Origin of the sequence: Pseudomonas sp. MYb193 (genome assembly GCF_002966775.1) — a bacterium.
Classification (GTDB): Bacteria; Pseudomonadota; Gammaproteobacteria; order Pseudomonadales; family Pseudomonadaceae; genus Aquipseudomonas; species Aquipseudomonas paracarnis.
The window spans coordinates 3,793,604-3,817,677 of the sequence record NZ_CP023269.1; the positions used below are offsets into that span (position 1 = coordinate 3,793,604).

The window sequence follows — 24,074 nt, forward strand, 5'->3', positions numbered from 1 at the left end:
GGCCGTTCACTGAGTGTCACCGCTCAATGAGGAGGTTCCTGACCAAGTACAAGATTTCGTGACAGTGCACAGGTACAGCGTCAGAGCAACGCGCTGGCTAGCATCCCAATCGCCACCACTCCACACAGGCTGGCGAACCCCACTTGCAACACCCGCGCAGGGATCACCGAACACAGCCGCCTTCCCGCCAACATGCCGACGACGCTCGCACCAATAAACACCCAGCCCACCGGCTCGATGCTCACGCCCGCATGAAACGCACCGGCCACGCCGATCAGCGACAGCAGGCTGACCACCATTAACGACGTGGCGACGATCCCGCGCATCTGCACGTCGGTCAGTTGCTTGAACGCCGGCACGATCAGGAAGCCGCCGCCCACGCCCAGCAAACCTGAAACGGCGCCGGTCACGGCTCCCAACGCCGCCAGGGTGGCGCTGCATTTGGCGGTCCAGGCCAGGCGACCGGTCTGCTGGTTGAGCATGCAGTTTTTCTGGCCCCACGACGCCGCACCATGGTCACTCGGCCCAGCCTCGCGCTTTTCCCGTTGCAGCATGCGCCAGGCCACCAGCACCATCAGCGCGCTGAACAGCCCCATCAGCACCGGTTCCGACAGTTGGTGGGCGACAAACACGCCCAACGGCGAAAACAGCGCCCCGAGCAGGGCGATCAGTAACGCCGCACGGTAACGCACCAAGCCATGACGCAAGCCATCAATGGCGCCAACCGCTGCCGCTGCGCCCACCGCAAGCAATGACACCGGCGCGGCCTGGGTCATGGTCAAGCCCAGCCCCAGCACCAGCGCCGGCACCCCAAGGATGCCGCCGCCCGCGCCAGTCAGGCCCATGACCAGGCCCATCAATACCCCTAACAGACTGGCGAGCAGCATTCAGTCCACCTTGCTCAGACGGGTCAGCCACTCGCGGCCCTTGAGCATGCCATTCCAGTAGAACCACGGCAGCAGCGTGGCCTTGAGGAACCACATCGAACGGCGTGCTTGCGTAGGGTCGAGGGGAAAGGTCGGCAGCAACGTGCCGCCATAGCCAAACTCGGCCAGCACCACCTTGCCCTTCTCCACCGTCAGTGGGCAGGAACCATAGCCGTCATATTTGAGCGGCAAAGGTGCCTGCTTGCGCAGGGCCAGCAGGTTTTCGGCCACCACCACAATTTGCTTGCGCACCGCTGCCGCCGTCTTGGCGTTGGTGGTGCCGCACACATCGCCCAGGCCGAAGATATGCGGGTAGCGCAGGTGTTGCAGGCTATGGGGGTTCACTTCGCACCAGCCGGCGGCGTCGGCCAGCGGGCTCTGGCGGATAAAGTCCGGGGACAACTGCGGCGGTACGACGTGGAGCATGTCGAAGGTTTTCTCTTCGACCGTCGCGTTGCCTTCGGCGTCTTTGACTTCAAACCAGGCTTTGCGCGCCGGGCCGTCGACTTTCACCAGGTTGGAGTTGAACGCCAGGCGAGCGTTGTATTTTTCGACGTACTTCATCAGCGGCGGCACAAAGGTTGGCACACCGAACAACGCGGCACCGGCCAGGTTGAACTCGACGTCGATGTGTTTGAGATCGCCCTGCTTGAGCCAGTGGTCGCAGGACAGGTACAGGGCTTTTTGCGGCGCGCCGGCACATTTGATCGGCATCGCCGGCTGGGTGAACAACGCCTTGCCACCCTTGAGCTGCTGCACCAACTGCCAGGTGTACGCGGCATGCTCGTAGCTGTAGTTGGAGGTGACACCGTGCTGGCCGAGGGTGTCCTGCAGGCCTTCGATTTTTTCCCAGGCCAGGCGCAGGCCAGGGCAGACGATAAGGTTCTTCCACGTGACGCGCTGGCCGCTGTCGAGCACCAGGGTGTTTTCATCGGGAAGCAGTTCGCTGACGGCGGCCTGCACCCAACTGACGCCATTGGGCAGCACATCGGCCAGGGGCCGTCGGGTCTTGTGCAGGTCGTAGGCGCCGCCGCCGACCAGGGTCCAGGCCGGCTGGTAGCAGTGGTAGTCGTTAGGTTCGATGAGGGTGATGTTCAGGTGCGGGTCACGCTTGAGCAGGCTGGCCAGCAGGCCGATGCCTGCCGAGCCGCCGCCGATGACTACGATATCGCCACTGATGGTGGGTCCCCAGTGTTGTTCGGTCATTGTCTACTGCCTTTTTGAGTCAATGCACACAAGGGTCGCTGCCGGATGGCGTCACGCCCAACTTTTTATGACCGCGCCGCAATACAGCCCGGACAGGGTCTTCATCACTTGAATCACTTCGTGGCTGGCCAGCCCGTAGAAAATGTATTTGCCTTCCCGACGGGTGGCGACCAGCCCTTCATCGCGCAGGATGCCCAACTGTTGTGACAGGGTGGGCTGGCGTACGCCGGTCAGGGCTTCCAGCTCGCCGACGTTGCGCTCGCCCTGGGTCAACTGGCACAGGATCAACAAGCGATCTTCGTTGGCCAGGGCCTTGAGCAAGGCACAGGCCTTGGACGCCGATGCACGCAACTGGGCGACCTCGCCCTCACTCAACGTAGATTCCATTTGCCTCGGGTCCTTTATGTCACTTAAGCTCAAAACATTATGTGTAAACGTAAACTGATTGTAACCACTTTTTTCTTCAGCAGAGACAGCCGCCATGCCAGCGTTGATTCAAGCCTTTCTGGATGACGCATCGTCGACCTACACCTATATCGTCTATGAAGCCGATGGCGGCCCCTGCGCCATCGTCGACTCGGTGCTCAATTACGACCCGGCTTCGGGGCGTACCGATACGGCACAAGCCGACAAGGTGATTGCCTTTGTGCGCGAGCATGGCCTGCACGTGCAGTGGCTGCTGGAAACCCACGCCCATGCCGACCACCTGTCCGCCGCGCCCTACCTGCGCCGCACCCTTGGCGGCAAGATCGCGATAGGCGAGTCGATCAGCAAGGTGCAGGGCGTGTTCAAGAACCTGTTCAACCTGGAGCCGGAATTTCGCGTGGACGGCTCGCAGTTCGATCACCTGTTTGCGCCTGATGAAATCTTTCATATCGGCAACTTGAAGGCCCAAGCGTTGCATGTGCCCGGGCACACCCCCGCCGACATGGCCTATTTGATCGACGGCCGCTTGATCCTGGTGGGCGACACCCTGTTCATGCCCGACGTCGGCACCGCCCGCTGCGACTTTCCCGGCGGCGATGCGCGGCAGTTGTACGCGTCGATGCGCAAGCTGTTGGCGTTCCCTTCGGACACCAAGTTGTACGTGTGTCATGACTACCCGCCCGAGGGTCGAGAGGCCAAGTGCCAGACCACCGTGGCGGAACAGCGAGCGGGGAATATTCATGTGCATGATGGCGTGGATGAAGCGGCGTTTGTACAGATGCGCACCCAGCGTGATGCTGGATTGGGCATGCCAACGTTGTTGCTGCCGGCGATCCAGGTGAATGTGCGGGCTGGAAATATGCCGCCGGCAGAAGAGAACGGCGTGACGTACCTGAAAATCCCTCTCAACCAACTCTAGAAGCACCGCCCCCTGTGGGAGCTGGCTTGCCTGCGATAGCGGTGGGTCAGTTGGCCTATTTGCCCGATAGACAGCTCAATAACGACCAACAGTAACCACGATGCGAAGCGAGCCGCTCTTGCTCTTGCTCTTGCTCTTGCTCTGCTTTTGATCTTGATCTCAGGCGCCCCGTTAAACCACGCTGGCCGGAATTCGACAGGGATTTGGGGGGTAAACCGGCAGGGATGCCGGTTTAGCCGCCCCGCGCCATGGATGGCGCGTGGCGGCGGCCCCCCAAATCACTGGCGGATTGCGGGCACACCGAGCCTAAGCGAGGTGCCGAGTGGTGGGGCAAGAGCGCTTTGCTTACTTTCGCGCTTTTCGAAAGTGAGCCGCCGTCAGGGCGGAACCCTAAGTGGCCGTTACCGCAGCAATGGATATGTACACAATCCAGCTGCATTGACTGTGAGGCCGTCTTCGCAGGCAAGCCAGCTCCCACAGTTGGATCGTTAGGGTATCAGGTAGATAGTCGTCGGCTGTCAGGCCGCCATCGCAAGCAAGCCAGCTCCCACAGTTGGATCGTTAGGGTGTCAGGTAGATAGTCGTCGGCTGTCAGGCCGCCGTCGCAGGCAAGCCAGCTCCCACAGTTGGATCGTGGGGTGCCGTCATCACAGGCAAGCCCACATTTTGTCCCGTGTTGAATCAGGAACCAAGGCTGATGCCGTTGGCCGGCAATGGCAGTGCGGTTTTGTAGCGCACCTGCTTCAAGGCAAAGCTGGAGCGAATGTTCGCCACCCCAGGCACCTTGGTCAAAAAGTCCATCATGAAGCGCTCCAGCGACTGGATCGTGGGCACCAACACGCGGATCAAATAGTCCGGGTCGCCGGCCATCAGGTAGCACTCCATCACCTCAGGCCGATCCGAGATCGCCCCTTCGAATTGCTGCAGCGCCAGCTCGTTCTGTTTTTCCAGGCTCACGTGGATGAACACATTGACGTGCAGCCCCAGCAGATCAGCATCCAGCAACGTAACCTGCTCACGAATCAACCCCAGTTCTTCCATCGCCTTGACCCGGTTGAAACACGGCGTGGGCGACAGGTTGACCGAGCGAGCCAGGTCGGCATTGGTGATGCGGGCATTCTCCTGCAGGGCGTTGAGAATGCCGATATCGGTACGGTCCAGTTTGCGCATGAGACAAAATCACCTGTTTATTATGTTTATGCAGTTTTTTTATCCGCAAATAGCCGACGACGCAATGAAACAGAGATAAATATTCTTCTACGCCACGCCTATGATTGTTGTAGGACAAGATTTCTTCTACCCGAAGACTGACTGTCAGCTAGCGCGCCCACTACAAGAAATTCACAAGATAGAGCGTAGAAAGCCATGACCCAGCCGTATGCACCGCTGCGCCTGCACGTTCCCGAACCCTCGGGCCGCCCAGGCTGCAAGACCGACTTCACCTACCTGCGTTTGACCGACGCCGGCCTGGTACGCAAACCCGCCATCGACGTAGAGCCCGCCGACACCGCCGACCTGGCCAAGGGCCTGATCCGCGTGCTCGACGATAAGGGCCAGGCACTGGGCCCGTGGGCCGAAGGTGTCTCCACCGAGATCATGCGCCGCGGCATGCGCGCCATGCTCAAGACACGCATTTTCGACAACCGCATGGTGGTCGCCCAGCGCCAGAAAAAAATGTCGTTCTACATGCAAAGCCTTGGCGAAGAAGCCATCGGCAGCGCCCAGGCCCTGGCCTTGAATATCGACGACATGTGCTTCCCCACCTATCGCCAGCAAAGCATCCTGATGGCCCGCGACGTGCCGCTGGTGGACCTGATCTGCCAACTGCTGTCCAACGAGCGCGACCCGCTCAAGGGCCGCCAGTTGCCGATCATGTATTCGGTCAAGGAGGCGGGCTTCTTCACTATTTCCGGCAACCTCGCCACCCAATTCGTGCAGGGTGTGGGCTGGGGCATGGCCTCGGCGATCAAGGGCGATACCAAGATCGCCTCGGCCTGGATCGGCGACGGCGCCACTGCTGAATCTGACTTCCACACCGCCCTCACCTTCGCCCACGTGTACCGCGCGCCGGTGATCCTCAACGTGGTCAACAACCAGTGGGCGATTTCCACCTTCCAGGCCATCGCTGGCGGTGAAGCCACCACCTTCGCCGGACGCGGCGTCGGTTGCGGTATCGCCTCCCTGCGCGTGGACGGCAATGACTTTATCGCCGTGTACGCCGCCTCGGCCTGGGCCGCCGAACGTGCGCGCCGCAACCTGGGGCCAACGCTGATCGAGTGGGTCACCTACCGCGCCGGCCCGCATTCCACCTCCGATGACCCATCCAAGTACCGTCCCGCCGACGACTGGAGCCACTTCCCCCTGGGCGACCCGATTGCCCGCCTCAAGCAGCACCTGATCAAGATTGGCCAGTGGTCCGAAGAGGAACACGCGGCGGTCAGTGCAGAACTTGAAGCCGAAGTGGTCAAGGCGCAGAAGGAAGCCGAACAGTACGGCACCCTGGCCGGCGGCCAGATTCCAAGCGCCGCGACCATGTTCGAGGATGTCTATAAAGAGATGCCGGAGCACTTGAAGCGCCAGCGTCAAGAGCTGGGGGTGTGACATGAACGACCACAACAACAGTATCGAACTGGAAACCGCCATGACCACCACCACCATGACCATGATCCAGGCGCTACGCTCGGCCATGGATGTGATGCTTGAGCGTGACGACAACGTGGTGGTGTTCGGCCAGGACGTCGGTTACTTCGGCGGCGTGTTCCGTTGCACCGAAGGTTTGCAAACCAAATACGGCAGCTCGCGGGTGTTCGACGCACCGATCTCGGAAAGCGGCATCGTCGGCGTGGCCGTGGGCATGGGCGCCTATGGCCTGCGCCCGGTGGCGGAAATCCAGTTCGCCGACTACGTCTACCCCGCCACTGACCAGATCATTTCCGAAGCGGCGCGCCTGCGTTATCGCTCGGCCGGCCAGTTCACTGCGCCCTTGACCATGCGCATGCCCTGCGGCGGCGGCATCTATGGCGGCCAGACCCACAGCCAGAGTATCGAAGCAGTGTTCACTCAGGTCTGCGGCCTGCGCACGGTGATGCCGTCCAACCCCTATGACGCCAAGGGCCTGCTGATCGCCTCCATCGAAAACGATGACCCGGTGATCTTCCTCGAACCCAAGCGCCTGTATAACGGCCCGTTCGACGGCCACCACGACCGCCCGGTAACGCCGTGGTCCAAACACCCCCAAGCCCAGGTACCGGACGGCTACTACACCGTGCCCCTGGACGTGGCGGCTATCGTGCGCCCAGGTTCGGCTGTGACGGTGCTGACCTACGGCACCACCGTGTATGTGTCGCAAGTCGCCGCTGAAGAAACCGGCATCGACGCCGAGGTCATCGACCTGCGCAGTCTGTGGCCGCTGGACCTGGAGACCATCGTCAAGTCGGTGAAAAAGACCGGCCGTTGCGTGGTGGTGCATGAGGCCACGCGCACCTGCGGCTTTGGTGCCGAGTTGGTCTCGCTGGTGCAAGAACATTGCTTCCACCACCTGGAAGCGCCGATCGAACGCGTCACCGGTTGGGACACCCCCTACCCGCACGCGCAGGAATGGGCGTATTTCCCAGGGCCGTCCCGAGTGGGCGCGGCGTTGAAACGGGTCATGGAGGTCTGAATGGGCACGCACGTTATCAAGATGCCAGACATTGGCGAAGGCATCGCGGAAGTTGAATTATCGGTATGGCATGTAAAGGTCGGCGACTTGGTGGTTGAAGACCAGGTGCTGGCGGATGTGATGACTGACAAGGCGATGGTGGATATTCCCTCGCCGGTCCACGGCAAGGTGATTTCCCTCGGCGGCGAGCCGGGTGAGGTCATGGCAGTGGGCAGCATTTTGATCAGCATTGAAGTGGAAGGCGCAGGCAATACCAAGGATATGCCGGAGGTTGCCGAGCCGGCGAAGGCCGCGCCACCTGTGGCCGAAGCCAAACCGGTACAGGCGCCGGTAGAAAGCAAGCCCGCAGCAGCAGTGAAAGCGCCGCAAGCGCCCGTGGCCCGTGAAGCCAGCGAACGCCCGTTGGCCTCGCCTGCCGTGCGCAAACACGCGCTGGATGCAGGGATTCAACTGCGCTTGGTCCAGGGCACAGGGCCTGCGGGCCGGATTCTGCATGAAGACCTGGAGGCTTACTTGCGCCAGGGCCCGACAACGGCCGCCAGCGCCGCCAACCCGTATGCCGAGCGCACTGACGAACACCAGATCCCGGTGATCGGCATGCGCCGCAAGATCGCCCAGCGCATGCAGGACGCCACCCGCCGCGCCGCGCATTTCAGCTACGTGGAAGAGATCGACGTCACCGCCCTCGACGAGTTGCGCGTGCACCTCAACGAGAAGCACGGTGCGACACGCGGCAAGCTGACCCTGCTGCCGTTTATCGTGCGGGCCATGGTCGTCGCCTTGCGCGACTTCCCGCAAATCAACGCCCGTTACGACGACGAAGCCCAGGTCATCACTCGCCTTGGTGCCGTGCATGTGGGCGTCGCCACCCAGAGCGACGTGGGCCTGATGGTGCCGGTGGTGCGTCACGCCGAAGCCCGCAGCCTGTGGGGCACTGCCGAAGAAATCGCGCGTTTGGCCAACGCCGCACGTACAGGCAAGGCCAGCCGTGAAGAGCTGTCCGGTTCGACCATTACCCTGACCAGCCTTGGCGCTCTGGGCGGCATCGTCAGCACGCCAGTGCTGAACCTGCCGGAAGTGGCCATCGTCGGCGTCAACCGCATCGTTGAGCGGCCGATGGTGATCAAGGGCCAGATCGTGGTGCGCAAGATGATGAACCTCTCCAGCTCCTTCGATCACCGCGTGGTCGATGGCATGGACGCGGCGCAATTCATCCAGGCCATTCGCGGCCTGCTCGAACAACCCGCCAGCCTGTTCCTGGAGTAAGGGCATGACTCAGACATTGCACACCACGCTGCTGATTATCGGCGGCGGCCCCGGCGGTTATGTCGCGGCGATTCGCGCAGGCCAACTCGGCATCCCCACCATTCTGGTGGAAGGCCAGGCGCTGGGCGGCACCTGCCTGAACATCGGCTGTATTCCGTCCAAGGCGCTGATCCATGTGGCCGAGCAGTTCCAGCAAACCGTGCACCATAGCCAGGGCTCGCAGCTGGGCATTGAAGTGGATGTGCCGACTTTGGACATCCGCAAGAGCGTGGAATGGAAAGACGGCATCGTTGACCGCCTGACCACCGGCGTCGCCGCACTGCTGAAAAAACACAAGGTGCAGGTGATCCATGGCTGGGCCAAAGTCATCGACGGCAAGACCGTCGAGGTGGGCGAGCAACGCATCCAGTGCGAACACCTGCTGTTGGCCACCGGCTCGACAAGCGTCAACCTGCCGATGCTGCCGATTGGCGGGCCGATTATCTCGTCCACCGAAGCCCTGGCACCGACCCGTGTGCCCAAGCGCCTGATCGTGGTGGGCGGTGGTTATATCGGCCTGGAACTGGGGATTGCCTACCGCAAGCTGGGTGCCGACGTCAGTGTGGTCGAGGCCCAGGCGCACATCCTGCCGGCCTACGACGCCGAGCTGACCCTGCCGGTGGCTGAATCCCTGAAGAAACTCGGCGTGAAGCTGTACCTGGAACACAGCGTCACCGGTTTTGCCGACAACAAGCTGCAAGTACGTGCACCCAATGGCGACACCCTGGCGCTGGACACCGACCAGGTGCTGGTCGCCGTGGGGCGCAAACCCAACACCCAAGGCTGGAACCTCGAAGCGCTGAACCTGGACATGAACGGCGCGGCGATCAAGATCGACAGCCGCTGCCAGACCAGCATGCGCAACGTGTACGCCATTGGCGACCTCAGTGGCGAGCCGATGCTGGCGCACCGGGCCATGGCCCAGGGCGAAATGGTTGCCGAACTGATCAGCGGCAAGGCCCGCGAATTCAACCCGGCGGCAATTCCGGCGGTGTGCTTTACCGACCCGGAACTGGTGGTGGTCGGCAAGACCCCGGACGAGGCCAAGGCGGCTGGCCTGGATTGCATTGTGTCGAGCTTCCCGTTCGCCGCCAATGGCCGGGCCATGACGCTGGAGTCCAAGGCCGGCTTCGTGCGGGTGGTGGCGCGGCGTGACAATCACTTGATTGTTGGCTGGCAAGCGGTGGGGGCTGGGGTGTCGGAACTCTCCACTGCGTTTGGCCTGAGCTTGGAAATGGGCGCGCGCCTGGAGGATGTGGCCGGCACCATTCATGCCCATCCGACCCTGGGTGAAGCGGTGCAGGAAGCCGCGCTGCGGGCATTGGGGCACGCGTTGCACCTGTAAAACCGTGGCGTGGCTATCGCAGGCAAGCCAGCTCCCACACTTGGAATGCATTCCAATGTGGGAGCCGGGCTTGCCCGCGATAGCGGTGGATCAGCCAATGCAGAGGTTGAATGGTCCACCGCCCTGCTCCCACACCGGCCAAGAATGCAGTATTGTTGCGCCATCCAGAAAAAAATCCGACTTGACCAGAGATAGAGGGTGTCATGGGTAACGAGAGCATCAATTGGGACAAGCTGGGTTTTGACTACATCAAGACCGACAAGCGGTTTCTCCAGGTCTGGAAGAACGGCGAATGGCAAGCTGGCACCCTGACCGACGACAATGTGCTGCACATCAGCGAGGGCTCCACTGCCCTGCATTATGGCCAGCAATGCTTCGAGGGCCTGAAGGCCTACCGTTGCAAAGACGGTTCGATCAACCTGTTCCGCCCGGACCAGAACGCCGCCCGCATGCAGCGCAGCTGTGGCCGCCTGCTGATGCCACAAGTGCCAACCGACGCGTTCATCGACGCCTGCAAACAAGTGGTCAAGGCCAACGAGCGCTTCATCCCGCCGTACGGCAGTGGCGGCGCGCTGTACCTGCGCCCGTTCGTGATCGGCACCGGTGACAACATCGGCGTGCGTACCGCGCCGGAATTCATCTTCTCGGTGTTCTGCATCCCGGTCGGTGCCTACTTCAAGGGCGGCCTGGTGCCGCACAACTTCCAGATTTCCGGCTACGACCGCGCCGCGCCGCAAGGCACCGGTGCCGCCAAGGTCGGTGGCAACTACGCCGCCAGCCTGATGCCCGGCTCGGAAGCGAAGAAATCCGGTTTCGCCGACGCGATCTACCTGGACCCGATGACCCACTCGAAAATCGAAGAAGTCGGCTCGGCCAACTTCTTCGGTATCACCCACGACAACCAGTTCATCACGCCGAAGTCGCCTTCGGTATTGCCAGGCATCACCCGCCTGTCGCTGATCGAACTGGCCCAGACCCGCCTGGGCCTGGAAGTGGTAGAAGGCGAAGTGTTCATCGACAAGCTGGACCAATTCAAGGAAGCCGGCGCCTGCGGTACCGCTGCGGTAATCTCGCCTATCGGCGGCATCCAGTACAACGGCAAGCTGCACGTGTTCCACAGCGAGACCGAAGTCGGCCCGATCACCCAGAAGCTCTACAAAGAGCTGACCGGTGTGCAGACCGGTGACGTGGAAGCGCCGGCGGGTTGGATCGTCAAGGTCTGACAGCCAAAAAAGCCAGCGACACCACAAAACCCTGTGGGAGCTGGCTTGCCTGCGATAGCGGTCTGTCAGCCAGCATATTGGCTACTGACCCACCGCTATCGCAGGCAAGCCCGCTCCCACACTGGTTTCTGCGCCTTCAAGAGCGTGGCGTAATATTCTCGGCAATCTTCTTGCCCATACTGATCCTCGGCTCCACCCCGTACCCCAACGCCTCATAAAACCCCACCACCACGTCATTGCCGCCGGTGATCTGCAGGTTGATCTTCATGCAACCCAGCGCTGTCAACGCCTGCTCGGCATAGCGCACCAGCGACGACCCCAGGCCATGGCGCCGATAGTCGGTATGCACTGCCACCGAATACAACCAGCCGCGGTGCCCGTCATAACCGGCGAGGATGGTACCGATCACGGCTTTGTTGTCGGTGGCAACGAAGAACAACCCGTCATTGACCGCCAGTTTCTTATCAATCGCCAGGCTCGGCAGGTTATGCGCGGTGTCATAGCCAAACGCCTGCTGCCATAACTCGATCACCTGGGCACGGTGTTGACGGTCGCGATATGGCCCGATGGGGTGGCGGGACAACAGCGCCTTTTCCATCACCAACGTGCGCTCGTTGCCGTGGTACACGTCACGCACGTTGTGAAAACCCAGCTTGGCGTAGAAGGCTTGCGCCGTCAGCGAGGACGGCACGCTCAACACCGTCACGCCGGCTTCACGGGCGCGCAGTTCGATCTCGATCATCAATAGCCGACCGATGCCCTGCCCTTGCAGCGCCGGGTTGACGAACACCGAGCGCACCACATTGCCATCCAGTGCGGCCGTAGCGACGATCAGTTGATCCTGAGTCGCCACCAACACCACACGCCGCTGGAGTAACGCCATTACCGCGTCGGGGGTGAAGTTGCTGGCAACCCGCGCAATCACATCTGCTGGGTAATCACGTGCGTTGCTGCTGTGCAGCGCAGCCAGGATGACCTGGCTGATGCCCTCGGCATCGGAAGGTTGGGCAAGGCGAACAGCGGTAGACATGGTTCCTCCTGGCTGACACAACGATAACAATCACCACAATACCAATGTGGGAGCTGGCTTGCCTGCTCCCACAGGCTGATCGTATTTCAATCTGACAGCCGATTCGGCTGCGCCACTCCCGTTTTCAGCTTTCTTGGCTGAGCCACCCCGCTGTTTCAGCCGGGATCCTTTCCCCGCAACGCACACAATAGCGGCACAAGATCCCCAACGGACCCGTGCCCCCATGCAAACCACCAACACCGTCCTGATGATCCGCCCGGCGCGCTTTGCCTTCAACCCGGATACCGCGATCAACAACCGTTTCCAACGCCCGCCGCTGGACCCGCTCAGTGCACAGCACAAAGCGCTGGAGGAGTTCGACGGTTATGTCGACACCCTGCGCCAGCATGGCGTGGAGGTACTGGTGGTGCAGGACACGCCGGCGCCTCATACGCCCGACTCGATCTTCCCCAACAACTGGTGGAGCAGCCATGCTGACGGCAGCCTGGTGCTCTACCCCATGGAAGGCCAGAACCGCCGACTGGAGCGCAACAAGGGCGTGCTGCAAGTACTGGAGCAACGCTTTGCGATCAACACCACCATCGACCTGAGCCACCTGGAACAACAGAACATCTTCCTGGAAGGCACCGGCAGCATGGTACTCGACCGCCAGCACCGCATCAGCTACGCCTGCCATTCGGGGCGCACCCACCACGCGGCCCTGCGCCAGTTTGCCGAACGCCTCGACTACCAACTCTGTGTGTTCCATGCCCTGGACCGTCACCAGGCCCCCATCTATCACAGCAACGTGATGATGAGCGTTGGCCGCGACCTTGCGGTGGTGTGCCTGCAGGCCCTGCCCGACGACAGCGAGCGCCTGGCCCTGGAACGCTCCCTGCGTGACACCGGCAAGGACATCCTCAGCCTGGACTTCGACCAGTTGGAAGCCTTCGCCGGCAACATGCTGGAAGTCCACGACCGGGACGGCCAACCATTGCTGGTGATGTCCGCCAGTGCCTGGGGCGCCCTGCATCCGGAACAGCGTCAGCATGTGGAGCGCCATACGCGGCCGGTGGTGGTGAATATCGACAACATCGAACGCATCGGCGGCGGCAGTGCCCGCTGCATGCTGGCCGAAGTGCATCTGCCGGCCCGCCACTCATTTCAATAAGGAGTCTTGCCATGACCCGTTATATCGACGTCAACGACCTCAGCTACCTGGTTTCGCAAAAAGGCCTGCAAACCTGCATCACCGAGATGGCCGACTACATTCGCGCCGACTACCTGCGTTGGCAGGATTTCGAAAAATGCGCGCGCCTGGCCAACCATTCACCGGATGGCGTGATCGAGCTGATGCCGGTGTCCGACGCCTCGCTGTACGCCTTCAAGTATGTCAACGGCCACCCGAAAAACACCCTGGCCGGCATGCTCACCGTGATGGCGTTCGGTGCCCTGGGCGACGTCGACACCGGCAAACCGGTGCTGCTGGCGGAAATGACCCTGACCACTGCGATCCGCACCGCTGCCACCTCGGCCCTGGTTGCGCGCTACCTGGCCCGCGCCAACAGCCGCAGCATGGCGCTGATCGGCAACGGCTGCCAAAGCGAATTCCAGGCACTGGCCTTCCACGCCATGCTTGGCATTACTGAAATCCGCCTGTTCGACATCGACCCCCAGGCCACCGCCAAGCTCGCCGCCAACCTCAAGGCGTTCCCGGCGATCAAGGTGATCCTGGCCGCCAGCGTCGCCGAGGCAGTCAAAGGCGCGGACATTGTCACCACCGTGACTGCAGACAAGGCCTACGCCACCATCCTGACAGACGAGATGATCGAGCCAGGCATGCACCTCAATGCCGTGGGCGGTGACTGCCCGGGCAAGACCGAGCTGGACCGCCGTATCGTCGAGCGCGCCAGGGTGATCGTCGAGTACGAACCGCAAAGCCGCATCGAAGGCGAAATCCAGCACATGCCGGAAGATTCGCCGGTCACCGAGCTGTGGCAAGTGATCAACGGCCAACAGCCGGGCCGCGAGAATGAGCGCCAAATCACCCTGTTCGACTCGGTGGGTTTTGCCATCGAAGACTACTCGGCCCTGCGCTATGTACTGGACGTGGCCAAGGCCCTGGATGTGGGCAGCGAGCTGGAGCTGGTGCCAGACCTGGCCGATCCGAAAGACCTGTTCGCACGCCTGGCCCAGCAACCTGTGGTACAGCATAAAAAGCGCGCCTGAAACCGCTCTGGCTTGCCGCTTTGCGCCCAGGGCAGGCCAGATTCGGGTGGGTTGAAAGCCGATATTGCCGGTGTCACAGCCGATTCCGCTGCATTGCCTGTTTTAACAGCGCAATTTGCGCTTTGCGCAGGGGGTAAACGACACAAAAAACGCACCATCATGAAGCATTCTCTGCTCCCAGTTATTCACTGCCCCTGACATCAATTACAAAATATAGGGACCGACACATGACTCCTCTGCGATCACTCTTCGCTGCGTTGCTGTTGCCACTGTGCGCCACTGCTGCCCACGCCCAGGACTGGAAAGAAATCCGGTTTGGCGTGTTCCCCGAATACCCGCCCTTCGAATCCGTCGCCGCCGACGGCAGCCTGCAAGGTTTCGATATCGAACTGGGCAACGCTATCTGCGCCAAGCTCGAAGTGAAATGCACCTGGGTGCACAACGAATTCGACGGCATGATTCCGGCCCTGCGTGCGCGCAAGTTCGACGCGATCATGTCCTCCATGGCCGTGACCCCGGCCCGCGAGAAAGTCATCGACTTCACCGACCGCCTGTTCCTCAGCCCCACCTCGGTGATCACCCGCAAAAACGCCACCTTCGGCGATACCCCCGAGTCGCTGAACGGCAAGCAGGTTGGCGTGCTGCAAGGCTCGTTGCAGGAAGCCTATGCTCGCGCGCACCTGGCCAAGCTCGGTGCACAGATCAAGGCGTACCAGTCCCAGGAACAGAACTACGCCGACCTGCAAAACGGCCGCCTCGACGCCACCCTGACGGACAAGCTCGAAGCCCAGCTCAACTTCCTGTCCAAGCCCGAAGGCGCCGACTTCAAGACCGGCCCGGCCTTCAAGGACCCAACCCTGCCCCTGGACATCGCCATGGGCCTGCGCAAGAACGACCAGGCATTGCGTGAGCTGATCAACAAGGGCATCGCCGCCGTCCAGGCCGATGGCACCTACGCCCAGATCCAGAAGAAATACTTCGGCGATCAGGACATCTACAACGAGTAACCGGCAACCGTGCCCATGTGGGAGCGGGCGTGTTGTGGCGAGGGAGCTTGCTCCCGCTGGGGTGCGAAGCGCCCCCAAAAAGCCGGCTCCAGCTACGCTGTCGAACGGGAGCAAGCTCCCTCGCCACAACAAGCAGTTCCCACAGTAAATCCGTGCACTCCTTCGAGATCTTCCCCATGAACGACCTCCTCAACCTGCAAGGCTACGGCCCCATGCTGGCCCAGGGTGCCTGGATGACGCTCAAGCTGGCGTTCCTCGCCCTGGCCCTGAGCCTTACCCTGGGCCTGGTCGCCGCAGGTGCCAAACTCTCCAGCGCCAAATGGCTGCGCGTGCCGGCCACGCTCTACACCACGTTGATTCGCAGCGTGCCGGACCTGGTGCTGATCCTGCTGATCTTCTACAGCCTGCAATTGTGGCTCAACGACCTGACCGAAGCGTTCGGCTGGGACTACGTTGAAATCGACCCGTTTACCGCCGGGGTGATCACCCTGGGGTTTATCTACGGTGCATATTTCACCGAGAACTTCCGGGGAGCGATCCTCAGCGTGCCGGCGGGCCAACTGGAAGCCGCCACCGCCTACGGCCTGAGCCGCTGGCAGCGCTTTCACCTGGTGCTGTTCCCGCAACTGATGCGCTTTGCCCTGCCGGGCCTGGGCAATAACTGGCTGGTGCTGCTCAAGTCCACGGCGCTGGTGTCAATCATCGGCCTGTCAGACCTGGTCAAGGCCGCGCAGAACGCCGGCAAGTCCACCAGCGAGCCGCTGTACTTCCTGATCCTCGCGGGCCTGGTGTACCTGGTGATTACCACCCTCTCCAACCGCATCTTCAAGCGCCTGGAACGGCGCTATAACCTGGGCATCAAGGGGATGGCGCGATGATCGAACTGTTCCAGCAATACGGCCTGGCCTACCTGTTCAGCGATGGCAGCGGCCTGTCCGGTGTCGCCATGACCTTGTGGCTGTTCATTATCTCGGTGGTACTGGGCTTCGCCCTGTCGATCCCCCTGGCGCTGGCACGCGTGTCAGAGCATTTCTGGCTGCGCTGGCCGGTGGAGGTCTATACCTACCTGTTCCGCGGCACGCCGCTGTATATCCAACTGTTGATTTGCTACACCGGGCTGTACAGCCTCGAAGTGGTGCAGGACAACGCCCTGCTCAACCAGTTTTTCCGCAATGCGCTGAACTGCACGCTGTTGGCGTTTGTGCTCAACACCTGCGCCTACACCGTGGAAATCTTCGCCGGGGCAATCCGCAACATTCCCCATGGCGAGATCGAAGCGGCACGCGCCTATGGCCTGCACGGCTGGCGGCTGAACCTGTTTGTGATCGTGCCCGCCGCGCTGCGTCGCGCCCTTCCGGCCTACAGCAATGAAATGATCCTGATGCTGCACGCCACGTCACTGGCGTTTACCGCCACCGTCGCCGACATCCTCAAGGTCGCCCGCGATGCGAATGCTGAGACGTTTCTGACCTTCCAGGCTTTCGGCATCGCCGCCCTGCTTTACATGCTGCTGTCCTTTGCACTGGTGGGCCTGTTCAGGCTGGCCGAACGTCGCTGGATGCGCTTTCTTGTTCCTACCCGAGGCTAACCCATGAATCAGTCCGCGCAGGCCCTGGCCGCTTATCCAATGGATGTACCCGTCGGCAAAACCGCCACGGCGGCCATCAAGCTGCAAGTCGAAGGTATCCATAAACGCTACGGCGAACACGAAGTGCTCAAGGGCGTGTCCCTCAATGCACGCCAGGGCGATGTGATCAGCCTGATCGGCGCCAGCGGCTCGGGCAAAAGCACGATGCTGCGGTGCATCAACTTTCTGGAACAGCCTGACGCCGGGGTGATCACCCTGGACGGCATCAGCATCGAAATGCAACCAAGCCGCGCCGGCACCCGCGCGCCGCACCAGGCGCAACTGCAAAACCTGCGCACGCGCCTGGCCATGGTGTTCCAGCACTTCAACCTGTGGAGCCACATGACCGTGCTGGAAAACATCACCATGGCCCCGCGCCGGGTGCTGAACGTGAGCGCCGCCGAAGCCGAGAAACGTGCGCGGCTGTACCTGGACAAGGTCGGCCTGCCGAGCCGCGTGGCGGACCAATATCCGGCGTTCCTGTCCGGTGGCCAGCAGCAGCGCGTGGCGATTGCGCGGGCGCTGGCGATGGAGCCGGAGATCATCCTGTTTGATGAACCCACCTCGGCCCTGGACCCGGAGCTTGTAGGAGAAGTGCTTAAAGTCATACAGACGTTGGCCGAGGAAGGTCGTACCATGCTGATGGTCACCCACGAAATGGGCTTTGCCCGCCAGGTGTCCAGCCAAGTACTGTTCCTGCACCAGGGCCGAGTCGAAGAACACGGCGGCGCCGAGATCCTCGACCATCCCACCAGCGAACGCTTGCAGCAATTTCTTTCCAACCGTTTGAAGTGAACTCATGGATACCAAGGCCAACGGACCCCATTCTTCCCCTACGCTGGATCGCATCGACGAAGCGATCATCGACGTACTCAGGCATCAGGGGCGTATCACCTACGAAAAGCTCTCGTCACTGGTGCACCTCACCCCCAGGCCCTGCCTGGAGCGGGTGCGCAAGCTGGAGCGACGCGGGGTGATCCGTGGGTATGGGGCGATCATCGATGTGCAGATGGTCTCACCGGGGCTGTCGCTGCTGGTGCTGGTGGCCCTGTCCAACCAAAGCGGGCGCTCGGCGCAAAAGGCCTTCGAAGCCTGCGTGAAAGCCTGCCCGCAGGTGTTCGAATGCCAGTTGATCAGCGGGCCGTTCGACTACAGCCTGCGCATGCGCTGCCGGGATATGGAACATTACCGGGTGCTGACCGAGACCTGGTTGAACAATGATGAGTTGCACATTGATAAGCTGGTGGCGCATCCGGAGTTGGCGGTGGTCAAGAACACCGCGACCGAACTGGCCTGATCCAGCTGGTTTGTGTGGGAGCTGGCTTGCCTGCGATGGCGGCCTGACAGCCGACACCTATCTATCTGACCCACCACGATCAAACTGTGGGAGCGGGCTTGCTCGCGAAGGCGTCCTGACAGTCAACCCAGCTGGACTGTGTACATATCCATTGCTGAGGTTACGGCCACCTAGGGTTCCGCTCTGACAGCGGCTCACTTCGCATCGTGGTTACCGTCTGCTCTACAGCCCACAAAGTTATGTAGATATCCATGCTGCGATAGCGGTGCATCAGTCACCCCACATCTGACTGGTCGACCGCCATCGCTGGTAAGCCAGCTCCCACATTGACCGGGTTTGCAATTCTTTTACCTGGCTTGGCCCCCACCAGCTTCGCCTGCCCATCCTTCTGCTTGCCCGTGCGGGCTTCGCTGATCAGCCCCGGGATCAACTTGCCCTCCGGCAAATTCTTCCAGAAGCGGCTGGGCAAGTGCCCTTCCATCACCTTGGGATTGAGCCGCGCCGGGTTGAAGATGTGGCTGTAGTAGGTCAACCACATCGCACTGTGGGGATCTTCAACATTCTGCGCCAGTTGCTGCCAGGCCTCGGGGCACTGGCGCTGATGAATCAGTTGCTCGCCGTCGTAATACACACCGTCCAGGGGCGTGGCGATCATCCAGCGATGGCGGCCCATGCGCCCGATAAAATGCTCGCTGGCGCTCTTGAGAATGTCATGGGCTGGTTCATGCCAGGCCACGTACTCCGGCAGTTCCGGCCCGGCCCCGTCCGGCAGCGCGATGAAGCGCACAAACGCATGCAAGTGGTGGGCTTCCCGGCTGACTTGCTTGATGCGCCGCTGCAATTCGCTGCCAAGCTTGTCCCCCGCGAGCATGGCCGTGCGATCACCATGGCTGACCCGCCACAGCACTTCATACAACAGGCTCCAGCGCTGATCACCGTGATAACAGGCAGCGGACTCCAACAATTGCAACAACGCCTTGGGTATGCGCGCCTGAAACGGCCCCAACCCTGGTGGGATCGGTTCATCGGTAGCGAACAGGTCCGCCGCCTGCACCTCGCCCCAGCTGACTTGGCTGGGGTCGACCTGATGGCTGAGCAACCAGCGGGCCTGTTCGCGCCAGGTGCTGAACAGGTTGTCGCACTCCAGGCTGATCATCCCCACAGCCCCATCTGTTGCGGCTGCGGGCGGTCACGCAGTTGTTCGCGCAACAACACACTGGTGCTGTCGGCCTGTTGCGGGTGGTAGTCGCTGGTGATGAAAAACGGCTTGGCCTTGGCCAGCACGCAGCGCATGCGCGCCAGGTCTTCGAAGCGGATCTTGCGTTCACGGCGCAGGTCGACCAGGCGCTGGGTGGTGCGCAGGCCAATGCCGGGGATACGTGCGATCAGGGTCGGCTCGGCGCGGTTCAGGTCCAGGGGGAACACCTCGCGATGCTCCAGGGCCCAGGCCAGCTTGGGGTCGATATCCAGTGCCAGGTCACCGGGGCCGGCGAACAGCTCATTGGCGCTGAAACCGTAGCTGCGCAGCAGGAAATCAGCCTGGTACAAGCGGTGCTCGCGCATCAAGGGCGGCGCGGCCAGGGGTACGCTTTTCGGGCTGTTGGGGATGGGGCTGAACGCCGAGTAATACACGCGGCGCAGCTTGAAATTACCGTACAACGCCTCGGCACCGTGCAGGATGGTGCTGTCGTCGGTGTCGTCGGCACCGACAATCATCTGTGTGCTCTGCCCGGCCGGGGCAAAACGTGGCGCGCGGGGTTCGTTGAGCACCGTCTGTTCGCCGGTGTAGATGGTCTGCATGGCCTGCTTGATCGAGCCGATCTGCTTCTCGGGCGCCAGGGTTTGCAGGCTGGCGTCGGTGGGCAGTTCAATATTCACGCTGAGGCGATCGGCATAACGGCCAGCCTCGGCGATCAGGGCCGGGTCGGCATCGGGAATGGTCTTGAGGTGGATATAACCGCGAAAGTCATGCTCTTCGCGCAGCAGCTTGGCGACCCGCACCAGTTGCTCCATGGTGTAGTCCGACGAACGGATGATCCCGGAACTGAGGAACAGCCCACTGACGCAATTGCGCTTGTAGAAATCCAGGGTCAGGGTGACCACCTCCTCCGGGCTGAAGCGCGCACGGGGCACGTCGCTGGAGCGGCGGTTGACGCAGTATTGGCAGTCGTAGAGGCAGAAGTTGGTGAGCAACACCTTGAGCAACGACACGCAACGGCCATCGGGCGTGTAGCTGTGGCAGATGCCCATGCCATTGGTGGAACCCAGCCCCGCCTTGCCCTCGGAACTGCGCTTGGGCGCACCACTGCTGGCGCAGGACGCGTCGTACTTGGCGGCGTCGGCGAGGATGCTGAGTTTTTCGATCAACTGCATGGAGGGCTACCGATACTGGTTTTTTGTACAGTACCAATAGCCACACTTTGTCACAAGTGCCGTCTGTAGGAGCAAGCGCTCTCAGTCAGCTGGCAGTAGCCAGGAGCAAGTCCTGCACCGAACGCGCCTTGTCACGGTGATGGTCCAGCGCATACAACGACGCCGCAATCTCATCGGCCCGGATCGGCAGCACCGACAGCAAGGTATCGCTCAAGCCATGGCTGGCCTGGCTGAAGCCCTGGATGTAAATGCCAGCCTTGCAGCGCTCGTCGGTGACGATGCGGTAGTCGCGGGCCACTTCGAAGTCGCCCATATAAGCGTGCAGCGGTGCCAGCAGTTCACGGTGCATCTGGCGCTCGTAGCCGGTAGCCAGGATTACCGCGTCGTAATGGTTGAGGCTGGTTTCGCCGGTGGCGCTATTGCGCAGGGCCAGCTCGATGCCCAGCGGGCCTGGGGTGGCCTTCTCCACTACGGTCAGGGTGCGGAACGCCTGGCGGGCGATGCCGGAAACTTTCTGGCGGTAGAAAATCCCGTAGATTCGCTCGATCAGGTCCAGGTCCACCACCGAGTAGTTGGTGTTCTGGTATTCGGCGACCAAACGCTCGCGCTCGGCACCGACTTGCTGGAACACCAGGTCAGTAAAGGCCGGCGAGAACACTTCGTTGACGAACGGGCTGTCGTCGGCCGGTTTGAGCGCCGAACCGCGCAGGATCATATCGACCTGCACCGACGGGAAGCTGTCATTGAGGTCAATAAAAGCTTCGGCCGCGCTCTGGCCGCCGCCGATCACGGCGATGCGCATCGGCTTGCCGTCTACGCACGGCTGGCTGGCCATGCGCTCCAGGTACTGGGAATGGTGAAACACCCGGCTATCACCCTTGAGCGCCTTGAATGCCTCGGGGATGCGCGGTGTGCCGCCGGCGCTGACCACCACCGAACGGGTGGTGCGCACATGCTGCTCGCCCTGGGCATCACGGGAGATCACACGCAATGCCTCGACCTGCTGCTGATGCAGGATCGGCTCGATGGCCAGCACTTCCTCGCCGTAGTTGGCCTGAGCCTGGAACTGCCCCGCCACCCAGCGCAGGTAGTCGTTGTACTCCATGCGGCAGGGGTAGAAGGTGCCCAGGTTGATGAAGTCCACCAGGCGGTCGTGGGCCTTTAGGTAGTTGACGAAGGAGTACGGGCTGGTGGGGTTGCGCAGGGTCACCAGGTCCTTGAGGAAGGAAATCTGCAGTTCACTCTGGGTCACCAGGGTATTGCCGTGCCAGCGGTAGTCGGCTTGTTTGTCGAGAAACAGCACGTCCAGCTTGCCCTGGGCCTTTTCACGCTCCTGCAGGGCGATGGCCAGCGCCAGGTTCGAAGGGCCGAAACCGATCCCGATCAGGTCATGAACCGCGGGCGAAGCAATTGCCTGTGTCATTCCAGTGTCCTCTGGATAAGCCCCATGGCGGTGGGGCGGGAATACCTTCATGGCCTGAACAACAGGCCGTGTGTTGATAGGAAACGAGGACAGTGAAATAAAATTTAACTAACAGCCGATCAGTGCGCTTCCCACTCGCGCATGCGCACCCGGCAGTGCTTCATCGCGTTGACGATGTGTTTTTCCACCAGGCTGCGGGAAATGTTCAGGCGTTCAGCGATTTGCAGATGGGACAGGCCTTCGAGCTTGCGCAACAGGAAACTGTCGCGACAGGCCGCCGGCAGCTCGGCCAAGGCGCGCTCGAGCATCTCCAGGCGCTGGCCCTGGTCGTGGCTGGCGTGGGGGGAACAGGCGGCGAAGCGCTCTTCGCTGTCCAGCACCTCCAGGGGCTCGACCTGACGCAAGGCGTTGCGCCGATGGCCGTCGATCACCAGGTTCAAGGCGGTGCGGTACAGGAAGGCGCGGGGCTGTTCGATCGGGGTGTCGCTTGCGCGCTCGAGCACCCGCACATAAGCGTCATGCACCACATCTTCGGCCACCTGACGGTTGCCCAGCTTGGCGTTGAGGAAACACACCAGCTCGCGATAGTAGTTTTCCAACATGACTCCTGACCCCACGGCCTTGGTACAAACGACACCCAGCCCCTGTAGGAGCGAGCTTGCTCGCGAAAAACCCAAGAGCGCACCCCCTTATCTGGATGCGCCCGCAATCATTGGCGGTTTAGCCATCACCGATGATGGCAGTTTGAGTGTGTGCAATTTATAGTAATTCTCATCTACTTTTAAAGAACTCTCTCATCAGCGGTCGGTTTTTTTCGCAATTGGAGCTGTAACTACTTATGTAACAGCCTAAATTTCGGAGCATTTTCCTCGTTTACCTGTCAGCTCTGCGCGACTGCGCCCCGAACTTTCCTGGCTGGAAGCTACCCATGAAACGCCCTCGACCTGCCCGACGCGCCCTGCTTGTGGTGGCGTGCCTGATTCCCATCGTTGCGTTTGCCACCTGGCAGGGCCTGACGCCGGGCCGCGACGCCCTGGCCACCGTCACCGTGACCCGCGCCGACATCGAAAACAGCGTCACCGCCCTGGGCACCCTGCAACCGCGACGTTACGTCGACGTCGGCGCCCAGGCCTCCGGGCAGATCCGCAAGATCCACGTCGAGGCCGGCGACCAGGTCCAAGAGGGCCAATTGCTGGTGGAGATCGACCCCGCCACGCAAAAAGCCAAGCTCGACGCCAGCCGCTATGCCATCGAAAACCTGCAGGCCCAGTTGCAGGAGCAGAAAGCCCAGCACCAACTGGCCCACCAGAAGTACCAGCGTCAGCAGCGCCTGAGTGCCGGCAACGCCACCCGCGAGGAAGACGTGCAGACCGCCAAGGCAGAACTGCGCGCGACCCAGGCGCGGGTCGAGATGTTCCAGGCACAGATCCGCCAGGCCCAGGCCAGTCTGCGCAGCGATGAGGCCGAGTTGGGATACACGCGCATCTACGCGCCGATGACCGGTACCGTGGTGGCCGTGGACGCGCGCGTCGGCCAGACCCTCAACGCGCAACAGCAAACGCCGCTGATCCTGCGCATCGCCAAGCTGTCGCCCATGACGGTGTGGGCGGAAGTCTCCGAAGCCGACATCGGCCATGTCAAACCTGGCATGAGCGCGTATTTCACTACCCTGAGCGGTGGCAGTCGGCGCTGGACCAGCACCGTGCGCCAGATCCTGCCGATCCCGCCCAAGCCCTTGAACGAAACCCAGGGCAGCGGCAGCCCGAGCAGCACCAGCAAGAGCGGCACTGGCCGAGTGGTGCTGTACACGGTGCTGCTGGACGTGGACAACGCCGACAACGCGCTGATGGCCGAGATGACCACCCAGGTCTTTTTCGTCGCCAGCCAGGTCAAGGACGCCCTCACCGTACCCGTCGCCGCCTTGCAAAGCGTGCCCGGCTCCGCAGCGCAAATCGCCCGGGTGGTCGCCAAAAACGGAGCCATCGAAGACCGTGAAGTGCGCCTGGGCATCAGCGACCGCCTGCGGGTGGAAGTGCTCGAGGGGTTGAGCGAGGGCGACCACCTGTTGATCGGCCCGGCTGATAGCCATGGGGGCTGA

Annotated in this window: 23 protein-coding genes; 14 read left to right on the plus strand and 9 right to left on the minus strand. The window is 61.8% G+C overall.

Annotation, left to right across the window (positions count from 1 at the left end; translation table 11 throughout):
- Nucleotides 1-80: 80 nt before the first annotated feature.
- From CLM72_RS17125 to CLM72_RS17135, 3 genes are read right to left on the minus strand one after another with little or no spacing between them, the layout of a single operon-like run.
- Nucleotides 81-887 carry a sulfite exporter TauE/SafE family protein gene (locus CLM72_RS17125; RefSeq protein ID WP_032896475.1) on the minus strand — a complete coding sequence of 269 codons (807 nt, stop codon included), beginning with the start codon at nt 885-887 and terminating at the stop codon, nt 81-83.
- Entirely contained in the window at nt 888-2,132 is a 1,245-nt protein-coding gene (locus tag CLM72_RS17130) for an FAD/NAD(P)-binding oxidoreductase (protein ID WP_105227237.1), read from the minus strand.
- A gap of 51 nt (nt 2,133-2,183) precedes the next feature.
- Entirely contained in the window at nt 2,184-2,519 is a 336-nt protein-coding gene (locus CLM72_RS17135) for a helix-turn-helix transcriptional regulator (protein WP_003174875.1), read from the minus strand.
- A 94-nt stretch (nt 2,520-2,613) separates the two neighbouring features.
- Here CLM72_RS17135 and CLM72_RS17140 point away from each other — a divergent pair, with 94 nt between their 5' ends.
- Entirely contained in the window at nt 2,614-3,477 is an 864-nt protein-coding gene (locus CLM72_RS17140) for an MBL fold metallo-hydrolase (RefSeq protein WP_072446136.1), read from the plus strand.
- 681 nt (nt 3,478-4,158) lie between these two features.
- On the opposite strand, the gene bkdR is transcribed toward CLM72_RS17140, so the two are convergent.
- The gene (gene bkdR, locus CLM72_RS17150; protein ID WP_003174877.1) at nt 4,159-4,647 is read right to left on the minus strand and encodes a Bkd operon transcriptional regulator BkdR; all 489 of its coding nucleotides are present in this window, start codon (nt 4,645-4,647) and stop codon (nt 4,159-4,161) included.
- 195 nt (nt 4,648-4,842) lie between these two features.
- Here bkdR and CLM72_RS17155 point away from each other — a divergent pair, with 195 nt between their 5' ends.
- From CLM72_RS17155 to CLM72_RS17175, 5 genes are all read left to right on the plus strand, one after another.
- Complete coding sequence (locus CLM72_RS17155; protein ID WP_105227239.1) at nt 4,843-6,078, plus strand: 3-methyl-2-oxobutanoate dehydrogenase (2-methylpropanoyl-transferring) subunit alpha; 1,236 nt, start codon at nt 4,843-4,845, stop codon at nt 6,076-6,078.
- A 1-nt stretch (nt 6,079) separates the two neighbouring features.
- Nucleotides 6,080-7,138 carry an alpha-ketoacid dehydrogenase subunit beta gene (locus CLM72_RS17160; protein WP_005789444.1) on the plus strand — a complete coding sequence of 353 codons (1,059 nt, stop codon included), beginning with the start codon at nt 6,080-6,082 and terminating at the stop codon, nt 7,136-7,138.
- Nucleotides 7,139-8,404, plus strand: a complete 1,266-nt coding sequence (locus CLM72_RS17165; protein WP_105227240.1) for a dihydrolipoamide acetyltransferase family protein — start codon at nt 7,139-7,141, stop codon at nt 8,402-8,404. It abuts the gene before it with no gap.
- Between the two features lie 4 nt (nt 8,405-8,408).
- On the plus strand, nt 8,409-9,788 hold the full coding sequence (lpdA, locus tag CLM72_RS17170; protein WP_105227241.1) for a dihydrolipoyl dehydrogenase: 1,380 nt from the start codon (nt 8,409-8,411) through the stop codon (nt 9,786-9,788).
- A 203-nt stretch (nt 9,789-9,991) separates the two neighbouring features.
- The gene (locus CLM72_RS17175; RefSeq protein ID WP_003192309.1) at nt 9,992-11,011 is read left to right on the plus strand and encodes a branched-chain amino acid aminotransferase; all 1,020 of its coding nucleotides are present in this window, start codon (nt 9,992-9,994) and stop codon (nt 11,009-11,011) included.
- Between the two features lie 136 nt (nt 11,012-11,147).
- Here CLM72_RS17175 and CLM72_RS17180 read toward each other — a convergent pair whose 3' ends face one another.
- The gene (locus CLM72_RS17180; protein WP_072446150.1) at nt 11,148-12,041 is read right to left on the minus strand and encodes a GNAT family acetyltransferase; all 894 of its coding nucleotides are present in this window, start codon (nt 12,039-12,041) and stop codon (nt 11,148-11,150) included.
- 223 nt (nt 12,042-12,264) lie between these two features.
- Here CLM72_RS17180 and ctlX point away from each other — a divergent pair, with 223 nt between their 5' ends.
- The 7 genes from ctlX to CLM72_RS17215 all read left to right on the plus strand — a co-directional run bounded on the left by ctlX (nt 12,265) and on the right by CLM72_RS17215 (nt 18,180).
- A complete protein-coding gene (gene ctlX / locus CLM72_RS17185; protein WP_105227242.1) occupies nt 12,265-13,191 on the plus strand; it encodes a citrulline utilization hydrolase CtlX in 927 nt (308 codons plus the stop codon).
- A gap of 11 nt (nt 13,192-13,202) precedes the next feature.
- Entirely contained in the window at nt 13,203-14,249 is a 1,047-nt protein-coding gene (locus CLM72_RS17190) for an ornithine cyclodeaminase (protein WP_034127975.1), read from the plus strand.
- Between the two features lie 227 nt (nt 14,250-14,476).
- Entirely contained in the window at nt 14,477-15,256 is a 780-nt protein-coding gene (locus CLM72_RS17195) for an ABC transporter substrate-binding protein (RefSeq protein WP_032896457.1), read from the plus strand.
- Between the two features lie 176 nt (nt 15,257-15,432).
- The gene (locus CLM72_RS17200; RefSeq protein ID WP_014719023.1) at nt 15,433-16,134 is read left to right on the plus strand and encodes an ABC transporter permease; all 702 of its coding nucleotides are present in this window, start codon (nt 15,433-15,435) and stop codon (nt 16,132-16,134) included.
- Nucleotides 16,131-16,844: an ABC transporter permease gene (locus CLM72_RS17205; RefSeq protein WP_054897441.1), complete on the plus strand. Its 714-nt coding sequence runs from the start codon at nt 16,131-16,133 to the stop codon at nt 16,842-16,844. Before CLM72_RS17200 ends, CLM72_RS17205 begins: the two co-directional genes overlap by 4 nt.
- Nucleotides 16,845-16,847: 3 nt before the next feature.
- Nucleotides 16,848-17,678 carry an ABC transporter ATP-binding protein gene (locus CLM72_RS17210; protein WP_272911835.1) on the plus strand — a complete coding sequence of 277 codons (831 nt, stop codon included), beginning with the start codon at nt 16,848-16,850 and terminating at the stop codon, nt 17,676-17,678.
- 4 nt (nt 17,679-17,682) lie between these two features.
- On the plus strand, nt 17,683-18,180 hold the full coding sequence (locus CLM72_RS17215; protein ID WP_003192319.1) for an Lrp/AsnC family transcriptional regulator: 498 nt from the start codon (nt 17,683-17,685) through the stop codon (nt 18,178-18,180).
- Between the two features lie 274 nt (nt 18,181-18,454).
- Here the strand turns inward: CLM72_RS17215 and CLM72_RS17220 are convergent, their stop codons facing one another.
- From CLM72_RS17220 to CLM72_RS17235, 4 genes are all read right to left on the minus strand, one after another.
- A complete protein-coding gene (locus CLM72_RS17220; RefSeq protein ID WP_105227243.1) occupies nt 18,455-19,336 on the minus strand; it encodes a TIGR03915 family putative DNA repair protein in 882 nt (293 codons plus the stop codon).
- A complete protein-coding gene (locus CLM72_RS17225) occupies nt 19,333-20,553 on the minus strand; it encodes a putative DNA modification/repair radical SAM protein (RefSeq protein WP_014719028.1) in 1,221 nt (406 codons plus the stop codon). Before CLM72_RS17225 ends, CLM72_RS17220 begins: the two co-directional genes overlap by 4 nt.
- Nucleotides 20,554-20,638: 85 nt before the next feature.
- Nucleotides 20,639-21,976 (minus strand): lysine N(6)-hydroxylase/L-ornithine N(5)-oxygenase family protein, encoded by a 1,338-nt coding sequence (locus CLM72_RS17230; protein WP_105227244.1) that lies wholly within the window; start codon nt 21,974-21,976, stop codon nt 20,639-20,641.
- A gap of 119 nt (nt 21,977-22,095) precedes the next feature.
- The gene (locus CLM72_RS17235) at nt 22,096-22,578 is read right to left on the minus strand and encodes a sigma-70 family RNA polymerase sigma factor (RefSeq protein WP_105227245.1); all 483 of its coding nucleotides are present in this window, start codon (nt 22,576-22,578) and stop codon (nt 22,096-22,098) included.
- Between the two features lie 326 nt (nt 22,579-22,904).
- Here CLM72_RS17235 and CLM72_RS17240 point away from each other — a divergent pair, with 326 nt between their 5' ends.
- Entirely contained in the window at nt 22,905-24,074 is a 1,170-nt protein-coding gene (locus CLM72_RS17240; RefSeq protein ID WP_105227246.1) for an efflux RND transporter periplasmic adaptor subunit, read from the plus strand.

Excerpts from the sequence above, each read along its gene's own strand:
- CLM72_RS17125 (WP_032896475.1), bottom strand. The coding sequence starts at position 887 with ATGCTGCTCGCCAGTCTGTTAGGGGTATTGATGGGCCTGGTCATGGGC.
- CLM72_RS17130 (WP_105227237.1), bottom strand. The coding sequence starts at position 2,132 with ATGACCGAACAACACTGGGGACCCACCATCAGTGGCGATATCGTAGTC.
- CLM72_RS17135 (WP_003174875.1), bottom strand. The coding sequence starts at position 2,519 with ATGGAATCTACGTTGAGTGAGGGCGAGGTCGCCCAGTTGCGTGCATCG.
- CLM72_RS17140 (WP_072446136.1), top strand. The coding sequence starts at position 2,614 with ATGCCAGCGTTGATTCAAGCCTTTCTGGATGACGCATCGTCGACCTAC.
- bkdR (WP_003174877.1), bottom strand. The coding sequence starts at position 4,647 with ATGCGCAAACTGGACCGTACCGATATCGGCATTCTCAACGCCCTGCAG.
- CLM72_RS17155 (WP_105227239.1), top strand. The coding sequence starts at position 4,843 with ATGACCCAGCCGTATGCACCGCTGCGCCTGCACGTTCCCGAACCCTCG.
- CLM72_RS17160 (WP_005789444.1), top strand. The coding sequence starts at position 6,080 with ATGAACGACCACAACAACAGTATCGAACTGGAAACCGCCATGACCACC.
- CLM72_RS17165 (WP_105227240.1), top strand. The coding sequence starts at position 7,139 with ATGGGCACGCACGTTATCAAGATGCCAGACATTGGCGAAGGCATCGCG.
- lpdA (WP_105227241.1), top strand. The coding sequence starts at position 8,409 with ATGACTCAGACATTGCACACCACGCTGCTGATTATCGGCGGCGGCCCC.
- CLM72_RS17175 (WP_003192309.1), top strand. The coding sequence starts at position 9,992 with ATGGGTAACGAGAGCATCAATTGGGACAAGCTGGGTTTTGACTACATC.
- CLM72_RS17180 (WP_072446150.1), bottom strand. The coding sequence starts at position 12,041 with ATGTCTACCGCTGTTCGCCTTGCCCAACCTTCCGATGCCGAGGGCATC.
- ctlX (WP_105227242.1), top strand. The coding sequence starts at position 12,265 with ATGCAAACCACCAACACCGTCCTGATGATCCGCCCGGCGCGCTTTGCC.
- CLM72_RS17190 (WP_034127975.1), top strand. The coding sequence starts at position 13,203 with ATGACCCGTTATATCGACGTCAACGACCTCAGCTACCTGGTTTCGCAA.
- CLM72_RS17195 (WP_032896457.1), top strand. The coding sequence starts at position 14,477 with ATGACTCCTCTGCGATCACTCTTCGCTGCGTTGCTGTTGCCACTGTGC.
- CLM72_RS17200 (WP_014719023.1), top strand. The coding sequence starts at position 15,433 with ATGAACGACCTCCTCAACCTGCAAGGCTACGGCCCCATGCTGGCCCAG.
- CLM72_RS17205 (WP_054897441.1), top strand. The coding sequence starts at position 16,131 with ATGATCGAACTGTTCCAGCAATACGGCCTGGCCTACCTGTTCAGCGAT.
- CLM72_RS17210 (WP_272911835.1), top strand. The coding sequence starts at position 16,848 with ATGAATCAGTCCGCGCAGGCCCTGGCCGCTTATCCAATGGATGTACCC.
- CLM72_RS17215 (WP_003192319.1), top strand. The coding sequence starts at position 17,683 with ATGGATACCAAGGCCAACGGACCCCATTCTTCCCCTACGCTGGATCGC.
- CLM72_RS17220 (WP_105227243.1), bottom strand. The coding sequence starts at position 19,336 with ATGATCAGCCTGGAGTGCGACAACCTGTTCAGCACCTGGCGCGAACAG.
- CLM72_RS17225 (WP_014719028.1), bottom strand. The coding sequence starts at position 20,553 with ATGCAGTTGATCGAAAAACTCAGCATCCTCGCCGACGCCGCCAAGTAC.
- CLM72_RS17230 (WP_105227244.1), bottom strand. The coding sequence starts at position 21,976 with ATGACACAGGCAATTGCTTCGCCCGCGGTTCATGACCTGATCGGGATC.
- CLM72_RS17235 (WP_105227245.1), bottom strand. The coding sequence starts at position 22,578 with ATGTTGGAAAACTACTATCGCGAGCTGGTGTGTTTCCTCAACGCCAAG.
- CLM72_RS17240 (WP_105227246.1), top strand. The coding sequence starts at position 22,905 with ATGAAACGCCCTCGACCTGCCCGACGCGCCCTGCTTGTGGTGGCGTGC.